The following is a 26,963-nucleotide window of genomic DNA, read 5'->3' on the forward strand; positions in this document are numbered from 1 at the left end:
TAACATACCCTAATTCTGTACGTTACTAAAAGAATAATAGGCATTCACACATTTTTTTGAAATTCATAAATTATTATAAATTCACAACTTTGCCTTAGTTTATCAGCATCTATCGTCGATTTTGATTTAAGTTCCGGTGAAAATAAAAAATTTAAGATGCAGTGCATCCAGGAGGTTCACAACATGAAAAAATGGCTGCTATTGGTTATTCTTCCGCTTATTATTGTATTGCCACTTTCAGCATGTAATCAACAAAAGACAGAAAAAATTAAACTTGCAGAAGTTACACATTCCATTTTTTATGCGCCTTTATATGTCGCGATGGCAGAAGGTTTTTTTGAAGAGGAGGGCCTTGATGTAGAATTAACGACAACCTGGGGTGGAGATAAAACGATGACTGCACTTCTCTCAGATGGAGCAGATATCGCATTAGTTGGTTCAGAAACATCGATTTATGTTCATGCGCAAGGGTCGAGTGATTCTGTGATAAATTTTGCTCAACTTACACAAACAGATGGCACCTTCCTTGTAAGTCGTGAAAAAATAGACAATTTTAAATGGGATCAATTAAAAGATAGTACGTTTTTAGGACAAAGAAAAGGTGGAATGCCACAAATGGTTGGTGAATTTGTCTTAAAACAACACAATATTGATCCAAAAACTGATCTAGAGCTTATTCAAAATATTGATTTTGCCAACATCCCAAGTGCCTTTGCCTCAGGAACTGGTGATTTTGTTCAATTATTTGAACCAACAGCTAGTATCTTTGAAAAAGAAGGAACTGGTCACATTGTTGCTTCCTTTGGAACAGAGTCCGGTAAAGTTCCTTATACAACATTTATGAGCAAGGAGAGCTTTTTAAAAGAAAATGAAAACTCAGCAAGAAAGTTTACAGCTGCAATATATAAAGCACAGCAATGGGTACAAGAAAAAAGTTCAGCCGAGATTGCTAAATCAATTGCCCCGCAATTTGAGGATACAGAGCTAGAGCTTATTGAAACGGTTGTGGAACGTTACAAGGAACAAGGCTCCTTTTCAACAGATCCTATCCTAGATGTAGATGAATGGGATAACCTACAAAATATTATGGATGAGGCTGGAGAGCTACCAACGCGAATTGACTATGACACACTAGTGAATACCATATATGCAGAAGAAGTGGTTGAAAAGTAAGGAGGATCATTTCATGTCATTCTTATCAGTAGAACATGTTCATCATGTTTATTTTTCCAAGGATTCAGCAACTGTTGCCCTTGAAGATGTAAAACTTAATGTAGAGGAAGGGGAGTTCATCTCCTTCCTTGGGCCAAGTGGTTGTGGAAAAACAACTCTTTTATCAATCATCGCTGGTCTAATTAAGCCAGTGGAAGGTACTGTAACAATTGCCAATAAAATCATTACAAAGCCTGATTCAATTATTGGCTATATGTTGCAGCAGGATTATCTATTCCCTTGGAAAACAATCGAAGAAAATGTCACTTTAGGGCTGAAAGTTATTGGTCAAAAAACAACTGAAAATAAACAAAAAACGTTAGCTCTTTTAAAAGAGATGGGTCTTGAAAATGTTGAAAATCAATATCCCAGTCAATTATCAGGTGGGATGAGACAAAGAGCGGCACTAGTTCGAACATTAGCAACAAATCCGAAAATACTTTTACTTGATGAGCCCTTTTCAGCATTGGATTATCAAACAAAACTAAGACTTGAAGACTTAGTTGTACAAACGTTAAAAGATTATAAGAAAACAGCCCTCCTCGTCACCCATGACATTGGCGAAGCAATCGCGATGAGTGATCGTATTTACGTATTTTCCGCCAAGCCAGGAAGGATCAACCGGACATATTTGATACCAAAGGAACTGAGAGAACTAGCACCGTTTTATGCTAGACAACACCCTTCGTTTTCGAAGCTATTTCAGCAAATTTGGAAGGAGTTGGATCAGTTTGAAACAGAATGAAACCATTGATTTCCTTCACAAAAATTACAAACGTGGTCTTGATAAGGAAAAGAAATGGATACGATTTTATCAAATTCTCATTTTTATCTGTTTCTTTGGCTTATGGGAAATTGCCGGTCGTAGAGAATGGATCGATCCGTTATTATTTAGTTCACCCTCTAAGATATGGAATCTGTTAGTGACAAAACTAAATGACGGTACCCTTCTTTCACATTTAGGAATTACTCTATTTGAAACAATTTTAGGTTTTATTTTGGGCACATTACTTGGTACATTACTTGCAGCGTTGTTATGGTGGTCTGCTCGGCTTTCAAAAATTTTAGATCCTTATCTCGTTATTCTAAATGCAATGCCAAAAGTAGCACTTGGTCCTATTCTGATTGTTGCTTTAGGACCAGGGTTTATTTCCATTATCGCAATGGGTACGATTATATCCGTTATTATCACAACAATTGTTGTGTTCACATCGTTTAAAGAGGTTGATTCTAATTATTTAAAGGTACTCAAAACATTTGACGCATCTAAAATGCAGCTATTTAAAGAGGCAGTACTTCCAGCATCATTACCAACAATAGTATCAACCTTAAAAGTGAATGTTGGATTGTCTTGGGTAGGGGTTATTGTTGGAGAATTTCTTGTTTCTGCAAAAGGACTTGGCTATATGATTATATATGGTTTTCAAGTATTTAATTTTACGTTAGTTCTCTTAAGCCTTCTCATCATTGCGTTTTTTGCAACGATTATGTACCAAGGAGTGGAGCTTTTAGAAAGACGCTTTGTTAAGAGCGAAAAAAAAGGCTGACTTAGGGCAGTCCCTCATTTTCAATTTGAGGGTCAGTCGTAGGTCAGTCCTTATTTTTTCACATTTTGAATTTGTTAAACTTGGTTGTTGATTTCCACTGCTGGCATTCCCACAATCAACAAAGTGTTAGATCCTACATTTTAAATCTCTTCTTAACTTCTTTAAGACTTCTTTTCAATACCTCATCCTTCATAATGAAGCTATACCTTCTGTCCTTTTTTACTCCTTCTGGAATCTCTTCCATTAGAACAGGACCATAAGTTTCATAATAACCCTCTTGCTCAATAAGCTCACTTATGGTTGCATAATAAATATTTTTCACAATAATCTTTTCTTTTCCCATAACCTTGTATTGACCTATATATTCAATGTTTTTGACAATACCGCCTGTTTCCTCTTTAACTTCTCTAATAGCAGCTTCATTTGCAGTTTCGTTTAGTTCTACCTTTCCGCCTGGAAACTCAAAACCTCGGTCTGAATGCTTTGTTAATAACCATTTATCTTCATACCGACAAACAACCCAGACATGCTTAGGGTTAGCTGCAAAAGGATGGTCTTCAAATGATAATTGTACTTCATTGTGATAATAATCGATAAACCGATACATAATATATCCCTCAATTTTTTCCTAATCTATTCAAATCTTATCACAATGTTTTATCTCTGTATAAGGTTTATTCTTGTTCTTCTATTCTTGAAATAAGTCCTTGTGTACGAATATGCTCTTTCGCTTCCTCATCACCAAGCTCATAAATCATTTTGTAAATAAGCTTATTTGTATCATCTATCGCATCATTTTCACGATCATAATGATATTGAAGATATGGTGTATGAGCACGAAAAAACCCTTTTATATCTGAGGAATAAACCTGATCGAAATATTGACGTAGTTTAATGACCTCATCGTCAGTTGCTTCAATTTTATAATCCCAAGGAGATACCGTGCTAAATTGAGAAATCTCTCCATTGGCAACTGTAATATAATATGGTTTCTTTGAATTTTCCATGATGACAACTCCTTATTTAATCCTTCGCTTATTTTTTGCTCTTAGTCATTTATTTATTCAAATTTAGTTAGCTGTGAATAGTTTAATGACTTCATGCAGAAAGTAAAAAGAACTTCTATAAGAAAGCGTAAATAACGGAGGTTAATGAAAAAGATGAATCATGATTTTTTTAAACATCCAGATATAAGTAGATTTCGAGCAGATGATGAGGACGTAAATGCATATGTACAATCAATTATTAGAAATACAAATAAGCAGGAAATCCTCTCATGGATCAACCATTTATCAGATCATGATTTACATTCCTTAATCACTCCCTACATAACTGAAAAAATGACAGAGGAATTGGCTGAGGAAGAACTTTCATAAATATTATCTATTAATAATTTGCAGATTTCTTTCTGTATCAATCAAAAAAGGTGAAATCACGAAGATTCCACCTTTTTTCATTATTTTCCTAGGAATGACTTCAGCATCCAATTATGTTTCTCTAAACTTTGATGGATGGCTAATAGCATATCTCCAGTTGTTTCATCGCCTACCTCAGCAGCAAGCTCCATACCTTCTTTTAATTCCTCGGCAAGCAGGGCGAAATCATCATGGACACTTTGCACCATTTGTTTTGCTGTTTCTTTTCCCTCTGCCTCTTTTATAGAGGAAAGTTCTAGACATTCTTTCATTGTCGCAACAGGAGCACCTTCTAGGGCTAATAATCTTTCAGCTAATTCATCAATATGAACGGCTGCTTCATTGTAAAACTCTTCAAACTTTTCATGAAGTGTAAAGAAATTCTCACCTTTTACAAACCAGTGGTAATTATGTAGTTTCACGTAAAGTACTGTCCAGTTTGCTACTTGTTTATTTACTGTACTTATCAATTTTTCTGACATTAAAACTCCTCCTTTTATCATATACGTTCATTTCCCTATATAGCTTTCACCAAAACATTTTATTTTATCTGACTATCTTTTTCTTAAACGTTAATATTCTTCATGTTAAAATAAAAGCACACTAAAAACTGTTCGATTGTTCTTTTTAGAAGCACTGGAGGAGTATACATGAAAACAATCTTTATCATTTGTATTATTATTGTCATTGTTGTTCTTTTACTAAGTGTATTAACAACTAGTAAAGCTTATCAATATAAGCATACAGTTGATCCTATTAAAAAACCTGATGAACTACCAACAAACGAAAATGATACTGAAAAGAATACCTAATGAGATAAATAGAAAAAAGCACGTCTTCCGTGCTTTTTTCATTTAAACTATATTTCCTTTTAATAACTTTCATACACATAAGGCTCATCAGGCTGTTCAACTGTTTCAACTGTCGTTACCTTAACATAGGGTAGTGTCCAATCTTGATATTTGATTGTATCCAATGTCCCTTTTATTTTGATCCATTGATCATCACCATATTGTTTCGCTTCATGAAATGTTGCTAGTGTTCCATAAACTGATGCATCGGCTACACAACACGAAAGACCAAATCTTGCGATAACAAATTGATCTTCTTCGAAATTATCCTCTCGATAAACAAAGCCCATGATTTCTACTGTTTTACCAACAAATTTTTTTGGGTTTTCATCAAGAATTGACGTCATTGCAATATAATTTTCTTCAGTAAGTTTAATGGTATCCTTTTTTAGCATTTCACTTTCTAAATATTCATAATAATCCTCAGGTGGTGTTTGTAGCTCAAATCCTTCAGGGTGTTCAAGAGGTACATCTGGAAGATTTGAAGATTCTGCAACCTTGTCACCGACCCGCTCGTCCAATTCTTCCATATATGCTTCTGGATCATTTAAATAGGCTTCAGCTTTTTCAGTTGATCCACCCTTATTCTCTGCAGACTGCTCTTCGTCTGCAGTCATTGATTTAAACCCACGTTTTGCCGCAACTGAGCTATCTAATACAACCTCTGGGAACAAAAAACCAGTGATTATGGGTATAATAAATACTAAATATATGAAAAATGAGCGAAATGGAAATTGTGATGTTGAATGATTGCCCCCGCAATTACAAGCAAGTTCTGCTTCTTTTTTCGATCCACTTCTCCAGATTTGCATGACTCCTAGCAATAAGAAAACAACCATCGCAAAATAGATGAAAGGCAGCATTTTCGGAGCAATAAAGTTGGTCATGTTTCCTGTCAATACAAGTTTCAACATTAACATTGTAAAACCGACTAAAATAATCCCGCGTAAATAGAGATGAAAACGATTATGATCGTTATGCTTTTCCATGTCTTATCCCCCCTTCTACAGGAAAAACTGCTGGTAAACTAATATTGAAAGATAGACAACAACCGTCACGATTACGATAAATGCAGCGACAAACTTTGCTTTAAAAAACGCAAACAACATAATCGTATTCTTTAAATCAAGCATCGGCCCATATACTAAAAATGCTAAAAGTGATCCTGTTGTAAACGAACCACTGAAGGATGCTGCAACAAAAGCATCAGCTTCCGAGCATAAAGAGAGTATGTAACCAAATGCCATCATAATCGCAGGAGAAAGGATATCATTTGAGCCAATCTCTGTTAATAGGGTACGGTCAAGAAATGTTTGAAAAAGACTCGAAATAAAAGCACCTAAAATTAAAAACTTACCCATTTCAAAAAACTCATCACTGGCATGATATAACGTTGATTTTAACTTTCCAACACTCTCACTTCCATGAGAATGATTAACTATAATCTCTTGTTTTATCTTCAATTGGTCTTTATTTTTAAAGACAAGATAAATAATAAACCCGATCACAATGGAAAGAATGAATGCTAGTCCCATTCTCGCATATGCGATATGCTGTTCTGTCCCAAATGCATAAAAGGTAGAAGCAAACACGACAGGATTTAATATAGGAGCTCCAACCAAGAAAACAACGCCGAGATGTAGTGGCATACCCTTTTTCATTAAGCGTCTCACAATTGGTACAATTGCACATTCACAAATCGGAAAGATAGCACCCAATAAAGCTGCAGGTAATAGAGCGACAATAGCATTCTTTGGTAACACACGTTTAATAAAATCTTCTGACACAAATGTTTGAATCAAGGCTGAAATAAATACACCTAATAAGATAAATGGAATTGCCTCTAATAATATGCTTAAGAACATTGTATTCACTGTCAATAATTCAGAAGGTACGTTGAAAGATATGTCATGGAAATCTACAAACAAAAATAAATAGAAAAACAATCCTATTAACCCTAAAGCAAAAACCTCTCGAACTAAAGGTAATATGGGTTTATTCATCTTTTAAACTCCTATCCTTTTATTCATTATGTACTATAGTATACTAGTTTATTTAAGAGATTATGACAGCTTTTAATATTTTCGTGCGATAAACTTCTTTCACCTATTGTTTTACACATTGTTTTGTAGGAAAAACTAGGTTTAACCACTCACTATGCCAAGATACTGGTATCCTTTTGAGGTTTGTTGCTTAATTGACTTGAAAACGGATATACATGAATTAATATATTATTCTTCCTTGTAATTAAGATAGATTTGGAAATAGATTAATTAATAAATCTGTCTGTTTCTATTAAGAAAAATCGATTTGCCTCTTTCAAATTAATAGTTTATCAAAGGGGCAAGTCTTATTAAATTCAATGGATTGGTAAAATAATAAAAATTCTTACAAGCTTCGACAATTTACAAGATATAATCATTGATGTAACCTATCTTCATACAGTATACTCTCAATATCGAGTAAGTGAGAGGAGATCATGATGACAAGAAAGATAAACTTGCCACCGAAAAAGGAACGCCATAAGCTATTTGGCTCTGTTGAACCAGGTTTAAAACTTAAACCTACTGAAAAGGAACATATGCCAGATTTACAAAATGCTAAAATGGACTTCCTTTTTACTATAGACTCAGTAGGAATTAGCAATGTAAAACATCCTATTATGTTAAAATCAGACCTAAACCCAAAACAGCAAACGACGATTGCTAGTTTTAAAATGACGAGTAAAATCTCCCATGATTCAAAAGGAACGAATATGAGTCGATTTACGGAACAACTTGAAAAATATCGTCAAAATGGAGGGTTCACCCCTTCTATTAAAAGTTTGTTTGATTTCACAAAAGAACTTGCTGAACGTCTTAAACAAAAAGATGCAAGCATTGAAATTAAATTCCCATGGTTTTACGAAAGAAAAGGACCAAGCTCTGAATTAATTGGTTTAAATCATGCAGAGGCAACAATTACCGTTTCCTATGTTAAAGATGTTGGATTTACTAGTTCTGCGTCGTTAACGTGTGCTGTTACAACCCTTTGTCCATGTTCTAAAGAAATAAGTGAATATAGTGCACATAATCAACGTGGTTATGTAACCATGAATGTGGAGTTCACCGAAGATTACAATGAGGAAAAAGACTGGAAAGCAGTGTTATTAAACGCTGCAGAATCAAATGCAAGTGCGATGATTCATCCTGTACTAAAACGTCCTGATGAAAAGATGGTAACAGAGACAGCCTATGAAAACCCACGATTTGTTGAAGATATGGTAAGGCTAGTCGCTGCTGATTTATATGAATTGGATTTTGTCCAAGCATTTACAGTTGAATGCCGCAACGAAGAATCTATTCATTTACATGATGCCATCGCTAGTTTAAGTTATCGTAAAGATTAAAAAATCGGTGTCCCCAAAAAAGGGATACCGATTTTTTTTATTATCCAAATACCTTTGCTAATTCTTCTTTATCTTGCTCAAGCCAAAAACGCATTAAACGTTTAGCCCCTTCTAAGTCATGAAGCTTTGCTTGGCCACATTGTGTTTCATTAGCAGCAGGAATCTCTGTTATTTCAACAGCTGATTTAAGCGTATCTTCTAATAAATCAATAATTTCAGTTACTTCTGGGTTCCCACTTACAACTAAATAATAACCAGTTTGACAACCCATTGGAGAAATATCAATAATATCAAAATGATTATACTTTTCAGCATGCTCACGGATATTAAATGCTAATAAATGCTCAAGTGTATGAATTGTATCAGGTTTCATCGCTTGTTTATTTGGCTGACAAAAACGAATATCGAACTTATTTACTTCTCCATCACTACCAACCTTATGAACACCACAATGACGAACATATGGTGCTTTTACTGCATTATGATCTAATTCAAAGCTTTCAACTGAAGGCATTCTCTTCACTCCTAAAGTAAAATTCTTTTATCATTGTAACATATTAACTCAAAATTCGTATTCATTTTAATCAAGGTAGTTTGTCTTAATTAAGAATACAACTAGGGATAATTCACTTAAGCTCAAGTTTTCAGATCAAAAACTTGGCATTCACACAAAAAAACGTATACTAAAAGAAAAGAAGGATTAGGAGACTATGAAGCTAAGATGAAGCATTTATTTATAGCAATAATACGGTTTTATCAGAAATTTATTTCACCAATTACACCTCCAACATGTCGTTTTTATCCAACCTGCTCACATTATGGGTTAGAAGCATATCGCCGTTTCGGTGTGATCAAAGGAAGTTATTTAACAGTAAAACGGATTTTAAAATGCCATCCTTTTCATCCAGGTGGTGTTGATCCTGTTCCGGAAAAAAGCGAGAAATAGAAAAAACATCAGTACTCCTTCCTTTATCAGGAAATATTATATACTGTTTACCCTTTAAAATATCAGAAAAAAAGCAGTGTGATTTCTATTATGAAATCCACTGCTTTAAAATCGTAAACATTTATTCTCCCAAATGATATATAGAATACATTTTAGTCTTCATACCCATTAACAACCACATCTAATTTTCCTGTTGCAGGGTCAATAACTAAACCGTGAACTGGTATATTTTCTGCTAGAAGTGGATGATTTTTAATGCGCTCTACACTATCTCGAACACTATCCTCTACTTTATCAAAACCTTTTAGCCAGCGATCTAAATCAATCCCTGAATATTTCAGTGTCTCTATTGTTTCTTCTGAAATTCCTCTTTCAACTGCATGTCCTAGAAAAGAATTAGCATTTAATTTACTCATCCCACAATCATGGTGGCCAATAACACAAATTTCATCAGCATTTAATTCATATACAGCAACCAAAATACTTCTCATAATACTCCCAAATGGATGGGCAACAATCGCTCCAGCGCTTTTAACATGTTTCACATCACCATTTCTAATGTTCATTGCCTTTGGTAAAAGCTCAACTAATCTAGTATCCATACAGGATAGGATTACCAGTTTCTTCTCTGGAAATTTTGTTGTCTCAAACTGTTCAAATTCTTTGTTAGCCACAAACTTTTCATTGTGAACTAAAATTTCATCAACGATTCTCATAAATAGCCCTCCACTTTTTTTGATTTATCTAAATATATCATAATTCTTGTTTTTTCACTATTTATATACTATTATATAAATCGTAACAATTACTATTTATTAACTTACTAAATGCGCATTAAACCATAACAAAAAATGATGTAATCCAAATCAACATCTGGCTAATACTATGTATGTTTCTTGAACAACATATTAAAAAACATGTTCTCAAAACGGAATGATTAAGATATAATAAAAAAGGCTTAATCGTAATCATGCTGATTTATTGAAAGGAGCAAGAAAATGAAAAAACAATCATTACTTATAAGTATTATTTTATTAATAGCTGTATCACTAGTAGCCTGTAATGGTGGCAATGCTTCCACACCATCTACAAACGATGAATCAAATGATTCTAACAAGTTGAAAATCTACACAACAATCTATCCTTTAGAGGATTTTACAAAGAAAATTGGCGGAGATTTAGTAGAAGTGGAAGGCATTTTACCACCTGGAGCGGATGCCCATACATACGAACCTACGTCTAAATTAATGGTTGATATCGCTAAATCTGATGGCTTTATTTATTCAGGTGTTGGAATTGAGAGCTTTACAGAACAAATTGAAGAATCATTAGCACAAGAAAATGTTGCCTTTATAAATGCTGGAGAGGGAATTGATCTTTTAGCTCATACAGAAGAAGAAGCTACTCACGAACATGAAGAGGAAGAACATGCTCATGAAGAAGATACTCATGAAGAAGAACATGCTCATAGTGATAATGATCCTCACGTTTGGATTGATCCGATTCTATCTATTACATTAGCTGAAAATATTAAAAATGCGCTCGTTGAATTACACCCTGAAGGTAAAGAAACATTTGAAGAAAATTTCCAACAATTAAAATCACAATTAGAAGACTTAGATAAGTCATTTACAGATGTAGTTAATCAATCAGATAAAAAGGAAATCCTCGTTTCACATGCTGCATATGGCTACTGGGAAAAGAGATATGGCATTAAACAAATTAGTGTACTAGGACTTTCTCCAACTGAGGAGCCTTCACAAAAAGAATTACAAAGTATTATTGAGACAGCGACAGAGCATGACATCAACTATGTTATCTTTGAATCAAATGTTAGCAGTAATGTTACAGATATTGTTCAAGCGCAAATCGGTGCCGAAGCGTTAACATTAAGCAACCTAGAGACAGTGACAGATGAAGATATTAAAAATAATGAAGATTATTTTAGTATCATGAAGAAAAACCTAGAAACATTGAAAAAGGCACTCTCAAGTAAATAATGAAAACTGGTGAGCGAAATTCGCTCACTTTTTTTATTACCCTCACATTCCTACCTTTACCAAAATAGGAAGAAAGAATATTATCTAGAAAATAGTGGACACTATGTGTGTAAACATAGGTAAGGAATAGAAAGGCGGATCTTGATGGATGATTTAGTATTGGCACGTTCACTATTTGGGACCACTATGGGCTTTCACATCATTTTTGCCACATTAGGTGTTGGCCTACCGTTAATGATCTTGTGTGCAGAGCTTCTTTATCAAAAAACGAAAGATAATGACTATGCAATAATGGCGAAGCGATGGACAAAGGGTCAAGCGGTTTTACTCGGTGTAGCTATACCTACTGGAACAATTGCTGGTGTTCAACTTGCATTATTATGGCCTGGCTTTATGGAAGTTATCGGGAAAGTAATGGCTTTACCCTTTCAAATCGAAATCTATGCGTTTTTTATAGAAGCCTTGTTTATGTCGATTTATGTGTATGCTGCTGATCGAATTTCTCCAAAGATGAGGATTTTAAGTGTATCACTTGTGTTATTAGGTGCTAGTGCGTCAGCTGTATTAATTACGAATGTCCATGCCTTTGAAGGTACTCCCGCTGGTTTTCGGATTGAAAATGGTGAAATTATTGATGTTGATCCTTGGGCTGCATTCTTTAACCCCAGCTTCTTTATTTCTGCTGCACATGTTGCCGTCTCAGCATATATGACTGGTGCCTTTATCATCTGTACAATTTCAGCGTTTAAAATGCTAAAAAACAGAAAAAATCAACGAGTATTCAGCTTCCACCGTAAAGCTCTTATGCTAAGCCTTGCTATCGGAGGGATTTTTTCACTTTTAACTGCATTAAATGGACATGAATCTGCACAAATGCTACATGAATATCAGCCTGAGAAGCTTGCAGCTGCAGAAGGATTATTCGAAACACAAGATTATGCACCACTTGCAATCGGTGGCTTTACTGATAAAGAAACGCAGGAAATTAAATACGCAATTGAAATACCCTGGGCCCTTAGCTTTTTAGCAGGTAATAGCTTCGAGACAAAAGTAATTGGATTGAATGATTTCCCTGAAGAATATTGGCCTCCCTTATTTGTCCACACCCTTTTTAATGGAATGGTATTAATCGGAAGCTTTTTAATCTTTTTATCAATGATTGGATTTTTTTGGAATAAAATTTTGAAAAAACCCCATTTTCCAAAGCCTATTATGTTTGCCTTTGTAATCGCAGGACCACTATCACTTCTTTCAATTGAGTTTGGCTGGATTTTTGCATGTACCGGAAGACAGCCATGGGTTATTTACCGAATTTTAAAAACAGCCGATGTTGTTACAGGGTCAACCCAAATTGGTGTGTTATTTATCCTATTTACATTGATTTATGTAATTTTAGGGGTGGCCGTTTTACTTGTCCTTAAATATTACTTTAAAAGACATCCTGTTGAAAACGAACTTGATGGTGATTTACCTCCTAATGGAAGTATGAGTATTTATTAATCTAAAGTGAAGGTGTGAATCAATATGACAACAGATTCATTACTGGCCATTACGGTATTATGGGGCTTTGTTTTTATTTATGCCGTAATGGCAACAATGGATTTTGGTGCGGGTTTCTGGTCAATGATTTATATTAATAAAGAAAAAACAAATGCAACAAATATCGCAAATCGTTATCTCTCACCAACTTGGGAGGTAACCAATGTTTTTATCGTAGCAATCGTCATTGCGCTCGTTAGTTTTTTCCCTGGAGCAACATTTATTCTTGGGACGGTTTTACTTTTGCCTGGAAGCTTTATTTTAATTTTACTTGCGTTACGAAGTGGATTTTTAGTATTCTCCCATGTAGCAAAGGATTATGAAAAAGCTTTAACATATGTTTCTGGAATTTCAGGCTTTATTATACCCGCTTTATTGATGCTCGTTCTTCCAATTACTCATGGTGGTTATATTGAAGTTATCAACGATGTTCATCAATTAAAATTTGATGCCTTGTTAACTAGTCCGAATACATATGCCTTTATCGGATTTGCAGTAAGTAGCACCCTTTTCTTATCCTCTTTATTACTTGCAGATTATTCAAATGTTGCCGATGAATTAGAAGCATACCGAGTTTATCGACGTGATGCACTCATTCTAGGTCCAATTTCTTTGATCATGGCACTATTCATTATGCTAACATTAAAAAATGAAGCGAATTGGCTTTATACAAATATGTTAGAGTATATGCCTTATCTAATTGGTTCAGTTGTTTCATTTTTTATTGCGGGAGCAGCATTATTTTTACCATCTGCTAAACATAACCACCGTATTGGTCGACCAAGGTTAGCTGTTATTGCAGTGACAATCCAATACTTACTTGCAAGCTTTGCTTATGGCAGAGCACATTTACCCTACATGATTTATCCGGATGTAACAATTCAATCTGGATTTACTCATCCAAATACATTTAGAGCATTATTTATTACTTACATTGTCGGATTCCTCATTCTATTTCCAGGGTTTGTTTACTTTTGGAAGCTGTTTATGAAGGATAAACGTTATATGAAGCAAAATGAATCTTAAATTCAACGTCGCATATCGCGACGTTTTTCATCTTGCTTTCAACACATAAAAGGGTATGAAACACGTAGAAAATGGCAGACTAATGATGTAACTCATTTTTTTAGTAAGGAGGTTTTGAAAATGGCACAAGATGTATTATGCGAAGTGAATAACTGTAATTATTGGGGAAAAGGCAACAAGTGTAAAGCTGATGCAATCTATGTTGTTAGTCATACAGGGGAGCAAGCTAGCAGCAGCAAAGAAACTGATTGCAAAACGTTCGAACCAACTGATGCTTAAGCTCAACCTTGAACGAGTAGCTGCAACTACTCGTTCATCCCTTTTTATTATTGATAATGATTTTCATTTTTATTCAAAAAGTTACATATTTTTTCTTGTTTTTCACAAACTATCTATAGAAATCCTAAGGGGGTAATCATGTTGAAGGAAAGCTTACTTAATTCGTTTCGTAGCGATGTGAAAAATTCGAGTGCTGACTCATTTCCAATGTACGTCAATTCCTTTACAAACTTATGGGATTACGAATTTGGATCATTAGATGACCTTCCCCATGATGTGGATGGACTTGTGGCTGATAGTGCCATTGAGTATGGTTTGATGGAGTAACTTCAAATAGGCTGACATTTTTATTATGTCAGCCTTAAATTTAACTACTTAAACCTTTGCCACTACTTATTTTAGAAAGCTTTTGCTGTGCTCGTTTTTTTGCAAGTAAACCATGCTTTGGTGAGAATAAAAATGTAAATCCAAACAATATTCCTGTAGAGGTTGCCATTGCACCAGCTATTGAAACATTTAATAAAGTAGCCATGTAATAACCACTTATTGCAGAAACCACGCCGATCCCAGCACTTATAAATAACATATTAAGCAGCTTATCTGTTAACAAATAAGCAGTTGATGCAGGAACAATTAACATCGCAACAACCAATATCGCGCCTACACTGTCAAATGAAGCAACTGTAGTAATTGAGAGCATCCCCATTTGTAAATAATGAATGAATAAAACAGGGATTCCAATTGCCACAGCCATCTCCGGGTCAAAGGAGCTTATCTTAAATTCTTTATAAAAGAGAACAATGATTAGTAAATTCACTAGAAAAACAAAGGATAAAAGCCAAACTGCTTTTGGTCCTAACTCCATCCCATTCCACTCTAACGTATCCCAAGGAATAAACGTAATTTCTCCCATTAAAGCATGATCAACATCTAAATGGATGTTGCCTGCAAACACCGATAAGAGGATAACACCAACTGCAAAAAGTGACGTAAAAACAACACCTATTGCTGCATCTGCTTGAACTCCCTTACCACTTAGCACTTGCACAAGTAATGCTGTTAAAAGTCCAACTACAACTGCACCAATTAATAATGAAGGTCCCTCTAAACTACGAGTAATTAAAAAACCACCGACAATTCCTAACAATACTGTATGAGAAATCGCATCCGCTAACATTGCCATTTTACGTAACACTAAAAAACATCCAATCATCGCACAAGTAATGGCAACTAATGATCCTGTTACAATGATCCAAGCATCATATGTCATTAATCATCACCCTCCTATCCTCAGCACTAGATGATTTTGGCATTAATAATGGTGTTCGATCGTGTATTGTTAATAAAGTTATGAGCTGATTCTTTGCTTCCATAGAAATAGAACTTAAATTTAAGTCATCCTTCGTTTTAAGCTTTAAGTAAGCAAACTCCATCTCGTGCATTAAATACATTTCGAATAATCGTTGTTTCAAAACAAGCTCATAGCCAGCTTCAATCCCTTTATCTGTTAACAACCATTTCCCATCAAAAAATTTAGTAATATACTCTTTCTTTTGTAAGACATCACGCGCGTATAAATAAAGCCTATTTGACACTTTTCTCTTTTGAAGAAGCTGTTTATCCGTTATTCCTTGACAATTCCCACTTTCAGTAAGATCATAAAAGCTCAATAACATTTGTTCAACTGCTGTTTTCTTTCGTAAGGAAAGTTGTTTCAGTGCCTTTGCAAGTAATCCTCGTCTCGGAGCAAAGACGAGCGACAATAGGAACATTAAGGTTGCTGAAATGATAATAAGTGGGCCTGTTGCCATACCCTCTGTGACCGTACTAAGCAAAGTCCCTGTAACACCAGAAAGCCCTCCTATGAAACCTGAAATAATAATCATGTAGCTAAGCTTATTTGTCCAATACCTCGCACTAATTGCAGGTGTGATAAGCATAGCAGCCATTAAAACAACCCCAACAGTTTGTAGTCCTATGACGACTGAGCAAACAATTAGTAAAAGCAACAAACTATTAAAAAATTTTGCAGGAATTCCAATCCCTTTTGCAAACTGAGGATCAAAGGTTAATAATTTAAACTCTTTATAAAATACGGCAGTAATTATAATCAAAACAAAGGCAATGATCGAAATTAACCGAACATCAGCAGCTACCATGGAGGCTGCCTGCCCAAAAATAAAGTCATCCAATCCACTTTGATTTCCCGCTCCATTGTGCTGAATATATGTTAAAAGAACAATCCCAAAACCAAAGAAAACGGAAATAATGATTCCTAAAGCTGAATCTTCTTTTATTCGAGAGTGATTAATAATCAATTGTATGAAAAAGGATGAAACTAAACTCGCAATTGCAGCTCCAATTAAAAACCAAATTAATGATTTCGATCCATACAAAAGAAATGCGATACAAACCCCTGGTAATGCTGAATGTGCCATCGCATCACCGATTAAGCTTTGCTTTCTTAACAAGGTAAAGCTTCCAACTACACCACTTGCAATTCCAAGAAGCATTGTACCAATTAATACCCATTGTGTATTTGGATTTTGAAGTTGTAAAAGAATGGCTTCAAGCATTTTTACTTCACCCCTCTCATGTCTCCTCTATCAACACAGATTGATCTTGTAAAAACGTAAGTTTCCCGCCGTACGTTTTTTGTAAATTCTCGATCGTAAAAATCTCTTTCGTCGGTCCGAAGGCAATCTTTCTCATATTTAAAAGCAAAACCCAATCAAAATACTCCTTAACGGTTTGTAAATCATGATGAACGACTAGAACTGTCTTACCTTTTGCCTTCAGCTCGTTTAGCAAAGCAATAATCGCTTTCTCCGTCGCAGCATCAACCCCAACAAATGGTTCATCCATAAAATACACATCTGCATCTTGTGCAAGAGCTCTTGCTAAGAAAACACGCTGCTGTTGCCCACCTGATAACTCACTAATTTGGCGATTTCCATACTCCAGCATTCCTACCTTATCAAGACATTCCTTCGCAAACACTAGATCTTTTTTACGAGGTCGTTTAAACCAACCTATATGACCATATCTCCCCATTAACACAACATCTAAAGCATTTGTTGGGAAGTCCCAATCAACAGAACCACGTTGGGGAACATAGCCTACAAGTTTACGTTGCTTATTATATGTTTTTCCATATATCGAAACTTCACCTGAGGCAGTTGGGATTAATCCTAATACACCCTTGATTAAGGTTGATTTCCCTGCACCATTGGGTCCAATAATACCAATCAACTTACCCTCAGGAACTTCAAAACTTACCTCCTGCAAGACAGGCTTGTGGTGATAAGCGATCGTTAAATTCTCTACTTGAACAGGAATCATTCTAGAACACCACCCTTAATTTTTCTTTCTCATTTCCTTATTTTAAAGATGAAACAATTGTATCAACATTGTGCTTAAACATACCGATATATGTTCCCTCATCAGTTCCTTCGTCACCCATTGCATCTGAGAATAGCTCCCCACCGATGACAACTTGATGGTTTTGCTTCATAGCACCTTCGACAACTGCATTAATTGACCTTTCAGAAATACTACTCTCAATAAATACAGCCTTAATGTTGCGTTTTACTAATGTGTTAACTAGTTCTTGAACATCTTTTAATCCATATTCTGAATCTGTACTTAATCCCTGTAACCCCATAACTTCAAGTCCATATGCATGACCAAAATATTTAAAAGCATCATGAGCAGTGACAAGTACTCGACTTTCTTCTGGAATCATTTCAATTTGTTCTTTTGCATATTGATCCATTTCTTCTAGCTCTTTTTTGTAAGCTGATGCATTTTCTTTAAACAATTTTTCATTCTCTGGTGAAAGTTTTGTAAGCTCTTGTTCTATTGAATCAACGACATAGAGCCAAGCTTGAATATCGAACCATACATGTGGATCATGTGATGTTGAACCATCTGCACTTAACAACTTACTTTCTGGTATGGAATCTGCAACTGCCACAGTTGGTTTATCATCATCCATCTTTTCAAAAATTTCACCCATTTTACCTTCTAAATGAAGCCCACTATAAAAAATGATGTCTGCTTTATTTAACTTTTGAATGTCCCCCTGGGAAGCTTGATAAAGATGAGGATCAACACCAGGGCCCATTAAAGAAACAACCTCTACTTTATCAGCACCGACGCTCTTCACAGCATCAGCAACTTGACCTGTTGTAGTTGTCACTTGAACTTTGTCTTTAGTTTCACCATTTGTTTTGTCATTACCGCATGCTGCTAATAAGCAAATTGCTGCTAATGCTACTATACTTACAAACCTCTTTTTCATCCTTTTCTCCTCCATTCTGTTTTGAAGATGTTTCCCTAAGGCAACTTTTATAGTAAAAAATTTTTTCAACTATTGTAATTGAAATAATTTATGTACCTATTTTAGTATATGTGCCATTATTTTAGTTTATTGCATATTTTGTTTATATAACTAAAAAAGTTTCCTTAGTACAAAATTAATGTATATATTCATCATTGTCAACATCTTTATATCGACAAAAAAAAGATCCAGCCTAAACGGCTGGATTACATACTGAGCAGAAAGTGAAACTTGTTCTTCATATTGAAAGTTTTCCTTTCAGTAAAAGTATACTGTTATATATGACTTTTAACCACCTGAAGAAATTGCATTTTAATCTTTCGTTTGAACTAATATATAAATTTTCACAGTTGAAAATAGACTTTTAATTTAATCAATTTTTCAAACTAAATATAAGAATTTTTAATAACCGTTACTGAGTTCCGATATTTTTTCACGATATCCATTTGCATATGAAAGCCTATTCCTTCAGCCCTAGGTACTGTTATTTTCCCATTTACAGCTTTAATTTCTGGGTAAACGAGATCCTCCTCCCAGTACCTTGAAGATGAAGAGATATCCCCAGGGATTGAAAAGTTTGCAAGTGAGGCAAGTGCAATATTATGCGCACGAGATATGCTAGTTTCAAGCATACCGCCGCACCATACCGGAATATCGTTTGCTTTACAAAGATCATGTATTTTTTTTGATTCTGTCAAGCCACCGACACGCCCTGGCTTAATATTTATGACTCTACAGCTCCCAAGTTCGATTGCTTTTCTAGCATCCTCACTTGTCACAATGCTCTCATCCAAACATATACGGGTTGTTAGCTTTTGTTGGAGCTTCGCATGATCGATAATATCATCTGCAGCAAGTGGCTGTTCAATCATCAGTAACCCGAATTGATCTAACTCTTTTAGTCTGTCGGTATCATTTAATGAATAGGAAGAATTCGCATCAGCCATTAAAGGCAACTTCGGAAATTTTTTCCTAATGCCCTCAATTAACTCAATATCCTGATCAGGAGAAATCTTCACTTTAAAACGCTTATACCCTTCCTCTACATACTGGCTAATTTGCTCAGTCATTTTAGAAATCGAGGATATGCCAACAACCACTCCACATTCAATTTCAGACTTTTCACCGCCCAATGCAAAGGCTAAAGATACACCTTGTTTTTTCGCATATAAATCCCAGATCGCACCTTCAAGTGAAGCTTTTGCCATATAATTACGCTTTACATTGTGAAATATGTGGTTAAGTTGATCTGGATGTGAAATGGGTTGATTCATTAGTAACGGTACTAATATATCTTTTAAAAGATGAAAAGCTGTAGAGATTGTTTCTTCCGTATACCAAGGAGTAGAGAATGCTACAACTTCTCCCCATCCACTTATCCCCTCAAGATCTGTCACTTCAACTAGAATACTCTCTCGATCGGTAACATGGCCAATGCTAGAGGTAAAAGGAGTTTTTAAAGTTTGAGTGATATGATGTAACGTGACTGTTTTAATTTTTATCATTTAATCGCTTCATCCCTTATTTAGCCAATCTTTTAATTCTCTACGGAGTAGTTTATTTGATGCATTTCTTGGAAGTTCTTCAATTACCTTAAAATCTTTTGGTACTTTATAAGCTGCTAAACGCTCTTTGCAGTATTCTACAAGCTCTATTTTAGATAGCTCTTCATGTAAAACAACAAATGCATATGGGGTCTGTCCCCATTTTTCATCTTCAACACCGACTATCCCTGCATCCCTAATCTTAGGATGTGATAGCAAGGTTGCTTCAATTTCTGCAGGATAAACATTTTCTCCACCAGAAATGATTAAATCTGAACGGCGGTCAAGTACAAATAAAAAGCCATCATCATCTTTGTATCCTTGGTCTCCAGTATGTAGCCAGCCATCCTGAATAGCTTCTTCAGTTGCTTTTGTTCTCTTCCAATAGCCTTTTGTTATGTTGGGACCTTTAACTAGGATTTCTCCCTCTTCATTTGCTAGGCATTCTTTTCCGTCCTTCACAATTTTTATCTGACACGAAAATAACGGCTTACCAGCCGATCCCAACTTTTTCATACTATGCTCAGGAGTCAAAGTGACCACTTGTGAAGAGGTTTCTGTCATTCCATATGTTTGATAAACCGGAATTTGCCGGGTTTGGCATTCCTCAAGTAAGCTTTTTGGGACCGGACCACCACCTGCAAGCATACAACGAAATGAATCAGGATATTGCTGTTTGTCTAGTTTTTCAAGCATCTGTTGGAGCATCGTAGTAACAACTGAAACAATTGTAACTTTATCCTGAATAATGGCATCATTCATTTTATTAGCGTCAAAACGTTCAAGTAAGATAATCCCCATTCCATAAATTACACTACGCATTAAAATTGATAAGCCACTAATATGAAAAAGTGGAACTGCCAACAGCCAGCGATCATTAGACTGCAACCCTAAATTTAAAGCAGAACCGATTGCACTTGACCAGTGATTTCCGAATGTTTGCATGACGCCTTTCGGATTTCCTGTAGTTCCAGAAGTATACATAATTGTGGCAACTTGTTCAGGAGTATACTCTCCATCAACATTTATGAAACTTTGAACTTCATCATTTACTTGATGAATCTGTTCGCTTACAATGATATTTTTCTTGTCCTTAAGACCATTTATTTTACCCAGATATTCCTGGTTACTAATGATATGAACTGCCTCTACATCGAGAACCTGCCATTCTAATTCATGATCTGAAAGACGAGTGTTTAACATAACAGCCACTGCACCTATAGACATTACCGCATAGATTGTTTCAACCATTTCAATACTATTTTTCATTAAGATTGCAGTATGATGACCTGACTCAACACCAGATAATGATAATAGATGTGCACGTTGTTTTACCCTAGTATGAAGTTGCTGAAAAGAAAGCATTTCTTTGTCTGTTTTTATTGCGAGTCGATCAGGTGTCAGCTCTGCACGTTGTTTTAACCAATTAGGCATGAATTGATTCATTTTCCCACCACCAAATATAAGTAATGCGTAAAGTCACTGTTTAATCATTGATAAAAAAGAAAGTTTCTTCATAATAATCTTAGGCTGTTTTCGCAAACTTTGTTGCTTTTAAAATAGTATTGGGTTGGTTGATTGCAGCGAGAGGATGCTCGCTTTCCGTGGGGCGGGCGATGAGCCTCCTCAGCGCGAAGCGCCTGCGGGGTCTCATCTGTCCCGCTACTCCCACAGGAGTCTCGCATATCCGTTCCAATCAACTTAATCAGTTTTGTTAAAAAACAACAATCTTTTAGAAAAGAGCCTAATCTTAAGACTAAAAGGTCTAGACGTCTTGATAATTGCCTTAATAAAAACAGCTTGATGAGCTAATAATCATCAAGCTGTCAAACACATTATTTAGCTTATTAAGGGAAACGCGGGAATTGCTTAAAGTCTGGTGTACGCTTTTCTTTAAATGCGTCACGACCTTCTTTTGCCTCATCTGTCGTATAGTAGAGTAATGTCGCATCACCAGCAAATTGTTGAATTCCAGCAAGTCCATCAGTATCAGCGTTGAATGCTGCTTTTAAGAAACGGATCGCTGTTGGACTCTTCTCTAAAATTTCTTCACACCATTGCACTGTTTCCGCTTCTAATTGATCAAGAGGAACTACAGTGTTAACTAATCCCATATCCAACGCTTCTTGTGCATTGTATTGTCTGCATAGGAACCAAATTTCTCGAGCTTTCTTGTGACCAACGATTCTTGCAAGATAGCCTGAACCATAACCCGCATCAAAGCTTCCTACTTTCGGACCTGTTTGTCCAAATACTGCATTGTCTGCTGCAATTGTTAAGTCACAAACAATATGTAATACATGGCCTCCACCGATTGCATATCCCGCTACCATTGCAATAACAGGCTTTGGAATTACTCGGATTAAGCGTTGTAAATCGAGAACATTTAGACGTGGAATTTGATCATCTCCAACATATCCACCATGTCCTCTAACTTTCTGGTCTCCACCTGAACAAAATGCTTTTCCACCTTCACCCGTTAAGATAATCACTCCAACGTTTTCATCATCACGGGCATATGCAAATGCATCAATTAATTCCATAACTGTTTTTGGCGTAAAAGCATTATGTACGTGTGGACGATTAATTGAGATTTTTGCAATACCATTATATGTTTGATAGATAATCTCTTCATACTTACGTTCGCTAACCCATTCAATTGCCATTTTTAATCCTCCTAGTTAACAGACAGATCTGTATTTAAAAACTCATTTACTATTTTACCAAAAATTCGCGGTTGTTCCACATGTATTGCATGACCAGCGTCGTTTATTTGTTTTACGACTGAAATAGAAAGATGCTCGTCCATATTTTTAGCTATATCACAAAACTTCTTATCTAATTCCCCACACAAGAGGAGAACTGGAATCTTTATATTCGGAAGCTCTTCCCACAAAGAAACTTGAGCACCTGTTCCCATTCCAATTAAGCTATTTGCCAAGCCAAGATTTGAGTTTTGTAATCTTTGCTGCCTAATCGAATTCCTTTGCTGTATCGGTAACCGTTTCTGCGTAGCAAATAGCGGAATGTTTTCCCATCTTTCAACAAACTTGACAATCCCATCTCTAACAATTTCACCTGCTAACTTTTCATCTTCATGTTTACGCTTTTCTCGCTCTTCCACAAATTTTAAACCAGGTGAACTACTCTCTAAAATTAATTTATTTACTCTGTTAGGAAAAGTTGCTGCAAAAGCTAAAGCCAACCTTCCACCCATTGAATAACCGAGAAAATTTGCTTTCTCGATCTTTATTTCGTCTAAAATACTTGCAAGGTCCTTTACAACTTCCTCCATTTTATATCTAGAGGGAGCTTCAGGACTTTCTGTATTTCCATGGCCAATAATGTCGATCAATATGAAGGTGCAATTCCTTAAATCATTCATAACTGACTTCCAGTTATGAGAAGATCCTGTAAAACCATGAAGTAAGACAAGTGGTTCCCCTTCAGAATAAACATCTACGTGATAATGTATGCCTCTAATTTTCATCATTTCAACACTTTTCTTATTTCCTGGGAAACATGATCTAACAATTCCCGATGAACTTTGACACGAGTTTTTCGATCAGTTGGGATTTCAATGACCTTTAGACCCTTCCTGGACTTGGTTGAATGAAGAGATGTATGTAATTCTTTCCAGCTTTCGACTTTTTGATATGAACCATTATACATGTCAACAACTTTTGAAAAGTCTAAACCAATTGCTGTTCCATACAATGTTTCAAAATGCTTTTCTTCATTAGACTGTGGTAAAAAGGAGAAAATCCCGCCACCATCATTATTAACTAAAAGAATCGTTAGATCGAGATTGTTCATTTTCGCAGCTAAAAGCCCGTTTAAATCATGATAAAAAGATAAATCACCAATTAATAAAAACGTTGGTTGTTCAGCATTTACACTAGCTCCGAGTGCTGTCGACACGATCCCATCAATGCCACTCGCTCCCCGATTTGCCATGATTTTAATTTCCTTGTTAGTATTTCCAAAAAATGTATCAACATCGCGAATTGGCATGCTATTTCCTACAAAAAGTGTGCAGCGATCTGGTAAAAACTGCTGTAGCTCTCGAACAATTTTCCCTTCAAACATCTCAGTCATTTGTTCTAATGATTGGTTTATCATTTTCCAGTATAACTTATCACATTGGATCCAGGATTGATAAAACTGAGAAGCCTGTTTTTTATTTACTTTCCTGATCATACTTTGACAAAAAGCAGTTTCATCACATGTTACCAAGTGTGAAGCGTTAAGCGTTGGATCTCGGTAGGTACCACCCTGGTCAACGACTATTTGTATAATATCAGGATTATTTTTCAGCATTTGCATGAGTGGTTTTGACACAGGCATTGCACCAAAGCGTATGACAACTTCAGGCTTTAGCTTTTCTACTAATTCTTTGTCCTTCAAGATTGAGTCATAGCTATCCATAATCCCCTGCTTATTATGCACACCAGCTCTCAATTGTGATAAAGGATCCGCTATAACAGGAAACTTCAAATACTCTGATAGGCTTTGAACATTCTCAACAAACCCCTGATCATAATGTTCACCACAAATTATTAAGCCATTGGTTTTATCTTCAAAAAAATTCGCGATTTTATCCATTTCATCCTCTGGTAAAAATGAATTTGTCGGTGATATATGTAAATATGTACTTTTTGTATCTAGTTTACTCCACAAGTTAGGTATGTTGACATTAGGAATTAATGGCTCACGAAATGGAAAGTTTAAATGAACGACTCCAGCAGGACTTGTTTTTGATGTTCCAACTGCTCTCGCTGCCACTGTTCTTACATACCGGAGCATATTAGGTTGTTCTTCTGGTAATGCAAGGTCAACAAACCATTTCGGATAGTTACCATACATATGTATTTGGTCGATTGCTTGAGGTGCACCAACATCTCTTAATTCATGAGGTCTGTCTGCAGTTAATATTAATAATGGAACCCTAGCATAATGTGCTTCTACAATTGCTGGATAGTAATTGGCAGCAGCAGTACCAGATGTACAAAGCAAGGCAACAGTCTTTTTTTGCGACTTGGCGATCCCAAGTGCAAAAAAGCCTGCTGATCTCTCATCAATATTAATGTAACACGTAAGCTTAGGATGCTCGGCCATTAAGATAGCTAAGGGTGTAGAGCGTGACCCCGGACTAATAACAACCTTATCAACACCAGAGCTTACTAATTCATCAACAAAGCTTGCTACATACTGTGTAAATGAATCAAGTTCATTCATTTTCTACCCCTCCTAACGCTGACAACATTGGCTTTAATTTCATTTTTGTTTCGAAGTATTCCGATTCTGGATCAGATTCCTCTACAATACCACACCCTGCAAACAAGGCTGCTCGATTGCCTTCTATCAATCCCGAACGTATTGCAACAACAAATTCACCATTGTCTTCATGATCAATCCATCCAACTGGTGCAGCATACCATCCTCTATGCATCGGTTCTAGCTCTCGGATTTTTTCGATCGCTTTTTCTTTTGGAAATCCTCCTAATGCAGGAGTGGGATGCAATCTTTCAACCATTGAAAGCAAAGTATGACCATTCTTTGCAAAGCCTTTAACAGGTGTATATAAATGTTGGATATTATTTGTTTTTAATAAAGCAGGAGCTTCAGGAGCACTTACTTCAAAGCAACAATGTTCAAACGCATCTTTAATCATTTTCACAACAATATCGTGTTCGATTAAATTCTTATCATCATGTAATAGCTCATTGCCAAGCAATTTATCTTCACTTTTTGTTTTCCCTCTTTTAATTGATCCAGCAAGACATGTCGAAAGAACCTGATTTTCTTCCTTTTTAATTAACCTCTCAGGTGTAGCACCTACAAAATGCTGAAGACCATTCTCGAATTCAAAAATGAAGCTTGTAGGTTGTTCTTTTTGTAAACGACCTACTACTTGATATGGATCGATCTTTTCCGTAAATTCTAAATGAACTTCTCTTGCTAACACTACCTTGTCTATTTCACTGGCTCGAATATCTGCCGTTGCTCGTTGAACTGCTTCTACCCATTCAGTTGTTTTTAATTCGATCGAGGCGAATTCGTTACCTTTTTCACAATCTATTTGATAAGGAAACAAGGTAAATTCCTGTTCACCAACCTGCTCGAAATGTTTGATACAAGTGTCCAAGTTATCCATTGGTGTAATTAATTTATTTATTGTGATATATGTTTTGTCTTTAAAAACAGTTAACATATTCGTTGGCAATACAAATTTCGCTTCAGCAAATGCTTCCCAAAGCACATCCTTTTCTTTCATTGGATCAAAAGAAAAACCACCAAATAAAAGAGGGCCTGTCCCAACTTGTTTCTTATGGTCTGCAATTACCTTCTTATTAAAACGCTTCCATTCTTTTTCAATTTTCTGAAACCGTTCAGGTGTGCGATTTTCATTTTCAAGTACAAACTCGTTTCCTAAACCTACCATTGTAAAATCTGCAGTTGGCGTAGACCAAAAGAAACGTTCTCCTAAATATATTTCTTCACCTGAGGCAAAAAAATGGAGGGGGTCAATTGCATCCACTTCTTTAATACGGCTAACGATCACCGATTGATTCGTTTGCTTTGCCTCTTCCAATGCATGTTGTATATATTCTTTTATTGTATGATCCAAAGTTGTTATCAAGCTTATCCCCCCGACACCAAAAATGCTTATATTAAGATACACCTACAGAATAGGTGTGTCAATAGAATGGATTCGTCTTATAAAATATCGTAATATATCCTTATTATATATCTTGTCGTTCAGGATTAAAATGAAAACGTATTGAAATGAACAATCATTTTATAGGTATTACTGGTAATAATAAGCTAGGATTGTTGTACCGAAAAGGATTGACACCCCTATGTTATTTTT

General features: G+C 35.6%; 29 protein-coding genes. 12 read left to right on the forward strand and 17 right to left on the reverse strand.

What is annotated here, in order from left to right:
* The first annotated feature begins 183 nt into the window (after nt 1-183).
* From HUW50_RS02795 to HUW50_RS02805, 3 genes are read left to right on the forward strand one after another with little or no spacing between them, the layout of a single operon-like run.
* Nucleotides 184-1,173 carry an ABC transporter substrate-binding protein gene (locus HUW50_RS02795; protein ID WP_066326383.1) on the forward strand — a complete coding sequence of 330 codons (990 nt, stop codon included), beginning with the start codon at nt 184-186 and terminating at the stop codon, nt 1,171-1,173.
* A 13-nt stretch (nt 1,174-1,186) separates the two neighbouring features.
* Entirely contained in the window at nt 1,187-1,957 is a 771-nt protein-coding gene (locus tag HUW50_RS02800) for an ABC transporter ATP-binding protein (RefSeq protein WP_066326381.1), read from the forward strand.
* The gene (locus HUW50_RS02805) at nt 1,944-2,759 is read left to right on the forward strand and encodes an ABC transporter permease (RefSeq protein WP_066326378.1); all 816 of its coding nucleotides are present in this window, start codon (nt 1,944-1,946) and stop codon (nt 2,757-2,759) included. Before HUW50_RS02800 ends, HUW50_RS02805 begins: the two co-directional genes overlap by 14 nt.
* A 133-nt stretch (nt 2,760-2,892) precedes the next feature.
* Here the strand turns inward: HUW50_RS02805 and ytkD are convergent, their stop codons facing one another.
* Together ytkD and HUW50_RS02815 are read right to left on the reverse strand one after the other, a co-directional pair.
* Complete coding sequence (ytkD, locus tag HUW50_RS02810) at nt 2,893-3,366, reverse strand: RNA deprotection pyrophosphohydrolase (RefSeq protein ID WP_066326376.1); 474 nt, start codon at nt 3,364-3,366, stop codon at nt 2,893-2,895.
* A 67-nt stretch (nt 3,367-3,433) separates the two neighbouring features.
* Nucleotides 3,434-3,766, reverse strand: a complete 333-nt coding sequence (locus HUW50_RS02815; protein WP_066326374.1) for a hydrolase — start codon at nt 3,764-3,766, stop codon at nt 3,434-3,436.
* 144 nt (nt 3,767-3,910) lie between these two features.
* Here HUW50_RS02815 and HUW50_RS02820 point away from each other — a divergent pair, with 144 nt between their 5' ends.
* Complete coding sequence (locus HUW50_RS02820; protein WP_066326372.1) at nt 3,911-4,135, forward strand: hypothetical protein; 225 nt, start codon at nt 3,911-3,913, stop codon at nt 4,133-4,135.
* An 80-nt stretch (nt 4,136-4,215) separates the two neighbouring features.
* On the opposite strand, the gene HUW50_RS02825 is transcribed toward HUW50_RS02820, so the two are convergent.
* Entirely contained in the window at nt 4,216-4,656 is a 441-nt protein-coding gene (locus tag HUW50_RS02825; RefSeq protein WP_066326370.1) for a Dps family protein, read from the reverse strand.
* 168 nt (nt 4,657-4,824) lie between these two features.
* On the opposite strand from HUW50_RS02825, the gene ytzI reads away from it, so the two are divergent.
* Nucleotides 4,825-4,986, forward strand: coding sequence for a YtzI protein (ytzI, locus tag HUW50_RS02830; RefSeq protein ID WP_083964450.1), 162 nt, complete (start codon nt 4,825-4,827; stop codon nt 4,984-4,986).
* Nucleotides 4,987-5,045: 59 nt separating this feature from the next.
* Here the strand turns inward: ytzI and HUW50_RS02835 are convergent, their stop codons facing one another.
* Entirely contained in the window at nt 5,046-6,014 is a 969-nt protein-coding gene (locus HUW50_RS02835; protein ID WP_066326369.1) for a TIGR03943 family putative permease subunit, read from the reverse strand.
* Nucleotides 6,015-6,029: 15 nt separating this feature from the next.
* Nucleotides 6,030-7,028, reverse strand: a complete 999-nt coding sequence (locus HUW50_RS02840; RefSeq protein WP_066326368.1) for a permease — start codon at nt 7,026-7,028, stop codon at nt 6,030-6,032.
* Nucleotides 7,029-7,504: 476 nt separating this feature from the next.
* Here HUW50_RS02840 and folE2 point away from each other — a divergent pair, with 476 nt between their 5' ends.
* Nucleotides 7,505-8,413, forward strand: coding sequence for a GTP cyclohydrolase FolE2 (gene folE2, locus HUW50_RS02845; RefSeq protein ID WP_066326367.1), 909 nt, complete (start codon nt 7,505-7,507; stop codon nt 8,411-8,413).
* A 40-nt stretch (nt 8,414-8,453) separates the two neighbouring features.
* Here the strand turns inward: folE2 and HUW50_RS02850 are convergent, their stop codons facing one another.
* Complete coding sequence (locus HUW50_RS02850; RefSeq protein WP_066326366.1) at nt 8,454-8,927, reverse strand: S-ribosylhomocysteine lyase; 474 nt, start codon at nt 8,925-8,927, stop codon at nt 8,454-8,456.
* A gap of 207 nt (nt 8,928-9,134) precedes the next feature.
* On the opposite strand from HUW50_RS02850, the gene yidD reads away from it, so the two are divergent.
* A complete protein-coding gene (gene yidD / locus HUW50_RS02855) occupies nt 9,135-9,359 on the forward strand; it encodes a membrane protein insertion efficiency factor YidD (protein WP_066326365.1) in 225 nt (74 codons plus the stop codon).
* Between the two features lie 152 nt (nt 9,360-9,511).
* On the opposite strand, the gene HUW50_RS02860 is transcribed toward yidD, so the two are convergent.
* On the reverse strand, nt 9,512-10,075 hold the full coding sequence (locus tag HUW50_RS02860; RefSeq protein ID WP_066326364.1) for a beta-class carbonic anhydrase: 564 nt from the start codon (nt 10,073-10,075) through the stop codon (nt 9,512-9,514).
* A gap of 282 nt (nt 10,076-10,357) precedes the next feature.
* Here HUW50_RS02860 and HUW50_RS02865 point away from each other — a divergent pair, with 282 nt between their 5' ends.
* The 5 genes from HUW50_RS02865 (at nt 10,358) to HUW50_RS02885 (ending at nt 14,530) form a co-directional block, all read left to right on the forward strand.
* On the forward strand, nt 10,358-11,359 hold the full coding sequence (locus HUW50_RS02865) for a metal ABC transporter solute-binding protein, Zn/Mn family (protein ID WP_066326363.1): 1,002 nt from the start codon (nt 10,358-10,360) through the stop codon (nt 11,357-11,359).
* Between the two features lie 144 nt (nt 11,360-11,503).
* On the forward strand, nt 11,504-12,859 hold the full coding sequence (locus HUW50_RS02870; protein ID WP_066326362.1) for a cytochrome ubiquinol oxidase subunit I: 1,356 nt from the start codon (nt 11,504-11,506) through the stop codon (nt 12,857-12,859).
* Between the two features lie 24 nt (nt 12,860-12,883).
* Nucleotides 12,884-13,924: a cytochrome d ubiquinol oxidase subunit II gene (locus tag HUW50_RS02875; RefSeq protein WP_066326361.1), complete on the forward strand. Its 1,041-nt coding sequence runs from the start codon at nt 12,884-12,886 to the stop codon at nt 13,922-13,924.
* Nucleotides 13,925-14,044: 120 nt separating this feature from the next.
* Nucleotides 14,045-14,203, forward strand: coding sequence for a DUF1540 domain-containing protein (locus HUW50_RS02880; RefSeq protein WP_066326360.1), 159 nt, complete (start codon nt 14,045-14,047; stop codon nt 14,201-14,203).
* 138 nt (nt 14,204-14,341) lie between these two features.
* Nucleotides 14,342-14,530: a hypothetical protein gene (locus tag HUW50_RS02885; protein ID WP_066326359.1), complete on the forward strand. Its 189-nt coding sequence runs from the start codon at nt 14,342-14,344 to the stop codon at nt 14,528-14,530.
* Between the two features lie 40 nt (nt 14,531-14,570).
* On the opposite strand, the gene HUW50_RS02890 is transcribed toward HUW50_RS02885, so the two are convergent.
* The 10 genes from HUW50_RS02890 to HUW50_RS02935 form a co-directional block, all read right to left on the reverse strand.
* A complete protein-coding gene (locus tag HUW50_RS02890) occupies nt 14,571-15,473 on the reverse strand; it encodes a metal ABC transporter permease (protein ID WP_066326358.1) in 903 nt (300 codons plus the stop codon).
* Nucleotides 15,463-16,779, reverse strand: coding sequence for a metal ABC transporter permease (locus HUW50_RS02895; RefSeq protein ID WP_066326353.1), 1,317 nt, complete (start codon nt 16,777-16,779; stop codon nt 15,463-15,465). The genes HUW50_RS02890 and HUW50_RS02895 overlap by 11 nt, the downstream gene beginning before the upstream one ends.
* A gap of 16 nt (nt 16,780-16,795) precedes the next feature.
* Nucleotides 16,796-17,545 (reverse strand): metal ABC transporter ATP-binding protein, encoded by a 750-nt coding sequence (locus HUW50_RS02900; protein WP_066326350.1) that lies wholly within the window; start codon nt 17,543-17,545, stop codon nt 16,796-16,798.
* A gap of 37 nt (nt 17,546-17,582) precedes the next feature.
* A complete protein-coding gene (locus HUW50_RS02905; RefSeq protein ID WP_066326343.1) occupies nt 17,583-18,506 on the reverse strand; it encodes a metal ABC transporter solute-binding protein, Zn/Mn family in 924 nt (307 codons plus the stop codon).
* Nucleotides 18,507-18,931: 425 nt separating this feature from the next.
* Complete coding sequence (gene menC, locus HUW50_RS02910) at nt 18,932-20,050, reverse strand: o-succinylbenzoate synthase (RefSeq protein WP_066326337.1); 1,119 nt, start codon at nt 20,048-20,050, stop codon at nt 18,932-18,934.
* Nucleotides 20,051-20,059: 9 nt separating this feature from the next.
* On the reverse strand, nt 20,060-21,535 hold the full coding sequence (locus HUW50_RS02915) for an o-succinylbenzoate--CoA ligase (protein ID WP_066326332.1): 1,476 nt from the start codon (nt 21,533-21,535) through the stop codon (nt 20,060-20,062).
* 401 nt (nt 21,536-21,936) lie between these two features.
* Nucleotides 21,937-22,755 carry a 1,4-dihydroxy-2-naphthoyl-CoA synthase gene (menB, locus tag HUW50_RS02920; RefSeq protein WP_066326327.1) on the reverse strand — a complete coding sequence of 273 codons (819 nt, stop codon included), beginning with the start codon at nt 22,753-22,755 and terminating at the stop codon, nt 21,937-21,939.
* An 11-nt stretch (nt 22,756-22,766) separates the two neighbouring features.
* Complete coding sequence (menH, locus tag HUW50_RS02925; RefSeq protein ID WP_311774042.1) at nt 22,767-23,582, reverse strand: 2-succinyl-6-hydroxy-2,4-cyclohexadiene-1-carboxylate synthase; 816 nt, start codon at nt 23,580-23,582, stop codon at nt 22,767-22,769.
* Nucleotides 23,579-25,327, reverse strand: a complete 1,749-nt coding sequence (gene menD, locus HUW50_RS02930) for a 2-succinyl-5-enolpyruvyl-6-hydroxy-3-cyclohexene-1-carboxylic-acid synthase (RefSeq protein WP_066326323.1) — start codon at nt 25,325-25,327, stop codon at nt 23,579-23,581. The genes menH and menD overlap by 4 nt, the downstream gene beginning before the upstream one ends.
* Nucleotides 25,320-26,732, reverse strand: coding sequence for an isochorismate synthase (locus HUW50_RS02935; protein WP_066326318.1), 1,413 nt, complete (start codon nt 26,730-26,732; stop codon nt 25,320-25,322). The genes menD and HUW50_RS02935 overlap by 8 nt, the downstream gene beginning before the upstream one ends.
* Nucleotides 26,733-26,963 lie beyond the last annotated feature (231 nt).

Source organism: Metabacillus sp. KUDC1714, assembly GCF_014217835.1.
GTDB lineage: Bacteria > Bacillota > Bacilli > Bacillales > Bacillaceae > Metabacillus > Metabacillus rhizosphaerae.

What these genes read in the sequence shown, in the direction of transcription:
- HUW50_RS02795 (WP_066326383.1), top strand. Translation starts at nt 184, where the DNA reads ATGAAAAAATGGCTGCTATTGGTTATTCTTCCGCTTATTATTGTATTG.
- HUW50_RS02800 (WP_066326381.1), top strand. Translation starts at nt 1,187, where the DNA reads ATGTCATTCTTATCAGTAGAACATGTTCATCATGTTTATTTTTCCAAG.
- ytkD (WP_066326376.1), bottom strand. Translation starts at nt 3,366, where the DNA reads ATGTATCGGTTTATCGATTATTATCACAATGAAGTACAATTATCATTT.
- HUW50_RS02815 (WP_066326374.1), bottom strand. Translation starts at nt 3,766, where the DNA reads ATGGAAAATTCAAAGAAACCATATTATATTACAGTTGCCAATGGAGAG.
- HUW50_RS02820 (WP_066326372.1), top strand. Translation starts at nt 3,911, where the DNA reads ATGAAAAAGATGAATCATGATTTTTTTAAACATCCAGATATAAGTAGA.
- HUW50_RS02825 (WP_066326370.1), bottom strand. Translation starts at nt 4,656, where the DNA reads ATGTCAGAAAAATTGATAAGTACAGTAAATAAACAAGTAGCAAACTGG.
- ytzI (WP_083964450.1), top strand. Translation starts at nt 4,825, where the DNA reads ATGAAAACAATCTTTATCATTTGTATTATTATTGTCATTGTTGTTCTT.
- HUW50_RS02835 (WP_066326369.1), bottom strand. Translation starts at nt 6,014, where the DNA reads ATGGAAAAGCATAACGATCATAATCGTTTTCATCTCTATTTACGCGGG.
- HUW50_RS02840 (WP_066326368.1), bottom strand. Translation starts at nt 7,028, where the DNA reads ATGAATAAACCCATATTACCTTTAGTTCGAGAGGTTTTTGCTTTAGGG.
- folE2 (WP_066326367.1), top strand. Translation starts at nt 7,505, where the DNA reads ATGATGACAAGAAAGATAAACTTGCCACCGAAAAAGGAACGCCATAAG.
- HUW50_RS02850 (WP_066326366.1), bottom strand. Translation starts at nt 8,927, where the DNA reads ATGCCTTCAGTTGAAAGCTTTGAATTAGATCATAATGCAGTAAAAGCA.
- yidD (WP_066326365.1), top strand. Translation starts at nt 9,135, where the DNA reads ATGAAGCATTTATTTATAGCAATAATACGGTTTTATCAGAAATTTATT.
- HUW50_RS02860 (WP_066326364.1), bottom strand. Translation starts at nt 10,075, where the DNA reads ATGAGAATCGTTGATGAAATTTTAGTTCACAATGAAAAGTTTGTGGCT.
- HUW50_RS02865 (WP_066326363.1), top strand. Translation starts at nt 10,358, where the DNA reads ATGAAAAAACAATCATTACTTATAAGTATTATTTTATTAATAGCTGTA.
- HUW50_RS02870 (WP_066326362.1), top strand. Translation starts at nt 11,504, where the DNA reads ATGGATGATTTAGTATTGGCACGTTCACTATTTGGGACCACTATGGGC.
- HUW50_RS02875 (WP_066326361.1), top strand. Translation starts at nt 12,884, where the DNA reads ATGACAACAGATTCATTACTGGCCATTACGGTATTATGGGGCTTTGTT.
- HUW50_RS02880 (WP_066326360.1), top strand. Translation starts at nt 14,045, where the DNA reads ATGGCACAAGATGTATTATGCGAAGTGAATAACTGTAATTATTGGGGA.
- HUW50_RS02885 (WP_066326359.1), top strand. Translation starts at nt 14,342, where the DNA reads ATGTTGAAGGAAAGCTTACTTAATTCGTTTCGTAGCGATGTGAAAAAT.
- HUW50_RS02890 (WP_066326358.1), bottom strand. Translation starts at nt 15,473, where the DNA reads ATGACATATGATGCTTGGATCATTGTAACAGGATCATTAGTTGCCATT.
- HUW50_RS02895 (WP_066326353.1), bottom strand. Translation starts at nt 16,779, where the DNA reads ATGCTTGAAGCCATTCTTTTACAACTTCAAAATCCAAATACACAATGG.
- HUW50_RS02900 (WP_066326350.1), bottom strand. Translation starts at nt 17,545, where the DNA reads ATGATTCCTGTTCAAGTAGAGAATTTAACGATCGCTTATCACCACAAG.
- HUW50_RS02905 (WP_066326343.1), bottom strand. Translation starts at nt 18,506, where the DNA reads ATGAAAAAGAGGTTTGTAAGTATAGTAGCATTAGCAGCAATTTGCTTA.
- menC (WP_066326337.1), bottom strand. Translation starts at nt 20,050, where the DNA reads ATGATAAAAATTAAAACAGTCACGTTACATCATATCACTCAAACTTTA.
- HUW50_RS02915 (WP_066326332.1), bottom strand. Translation starts at nt 21,535, where the DNA reads ATGAATCAATTCATGCCTAATTGGTTAAAACAACGTGCAGAGCTGACA.
- menB (WP_066326327.1), bottom strand. Translation starts at nt 22,755, where the DNA reads ATGGCAATTGAATGGGTTAGCGAACGTAAGTATGAAGAGATTATCTAT.
- menH (WP_311774042.1), bottom strand. Translation starts at nt 23,582, where the DNA reads ATGATGAAAATTAGAGGCATACATTATCACGTAGATGTTTATTCTGAA.
- menD (WP_066326323.1), bottom strand. Translation starts at nt 25,327, where the DNA reads ATGAATGAACTTGATTCATTTACACAGTATGTAGCAAGCTTTGTTGAT.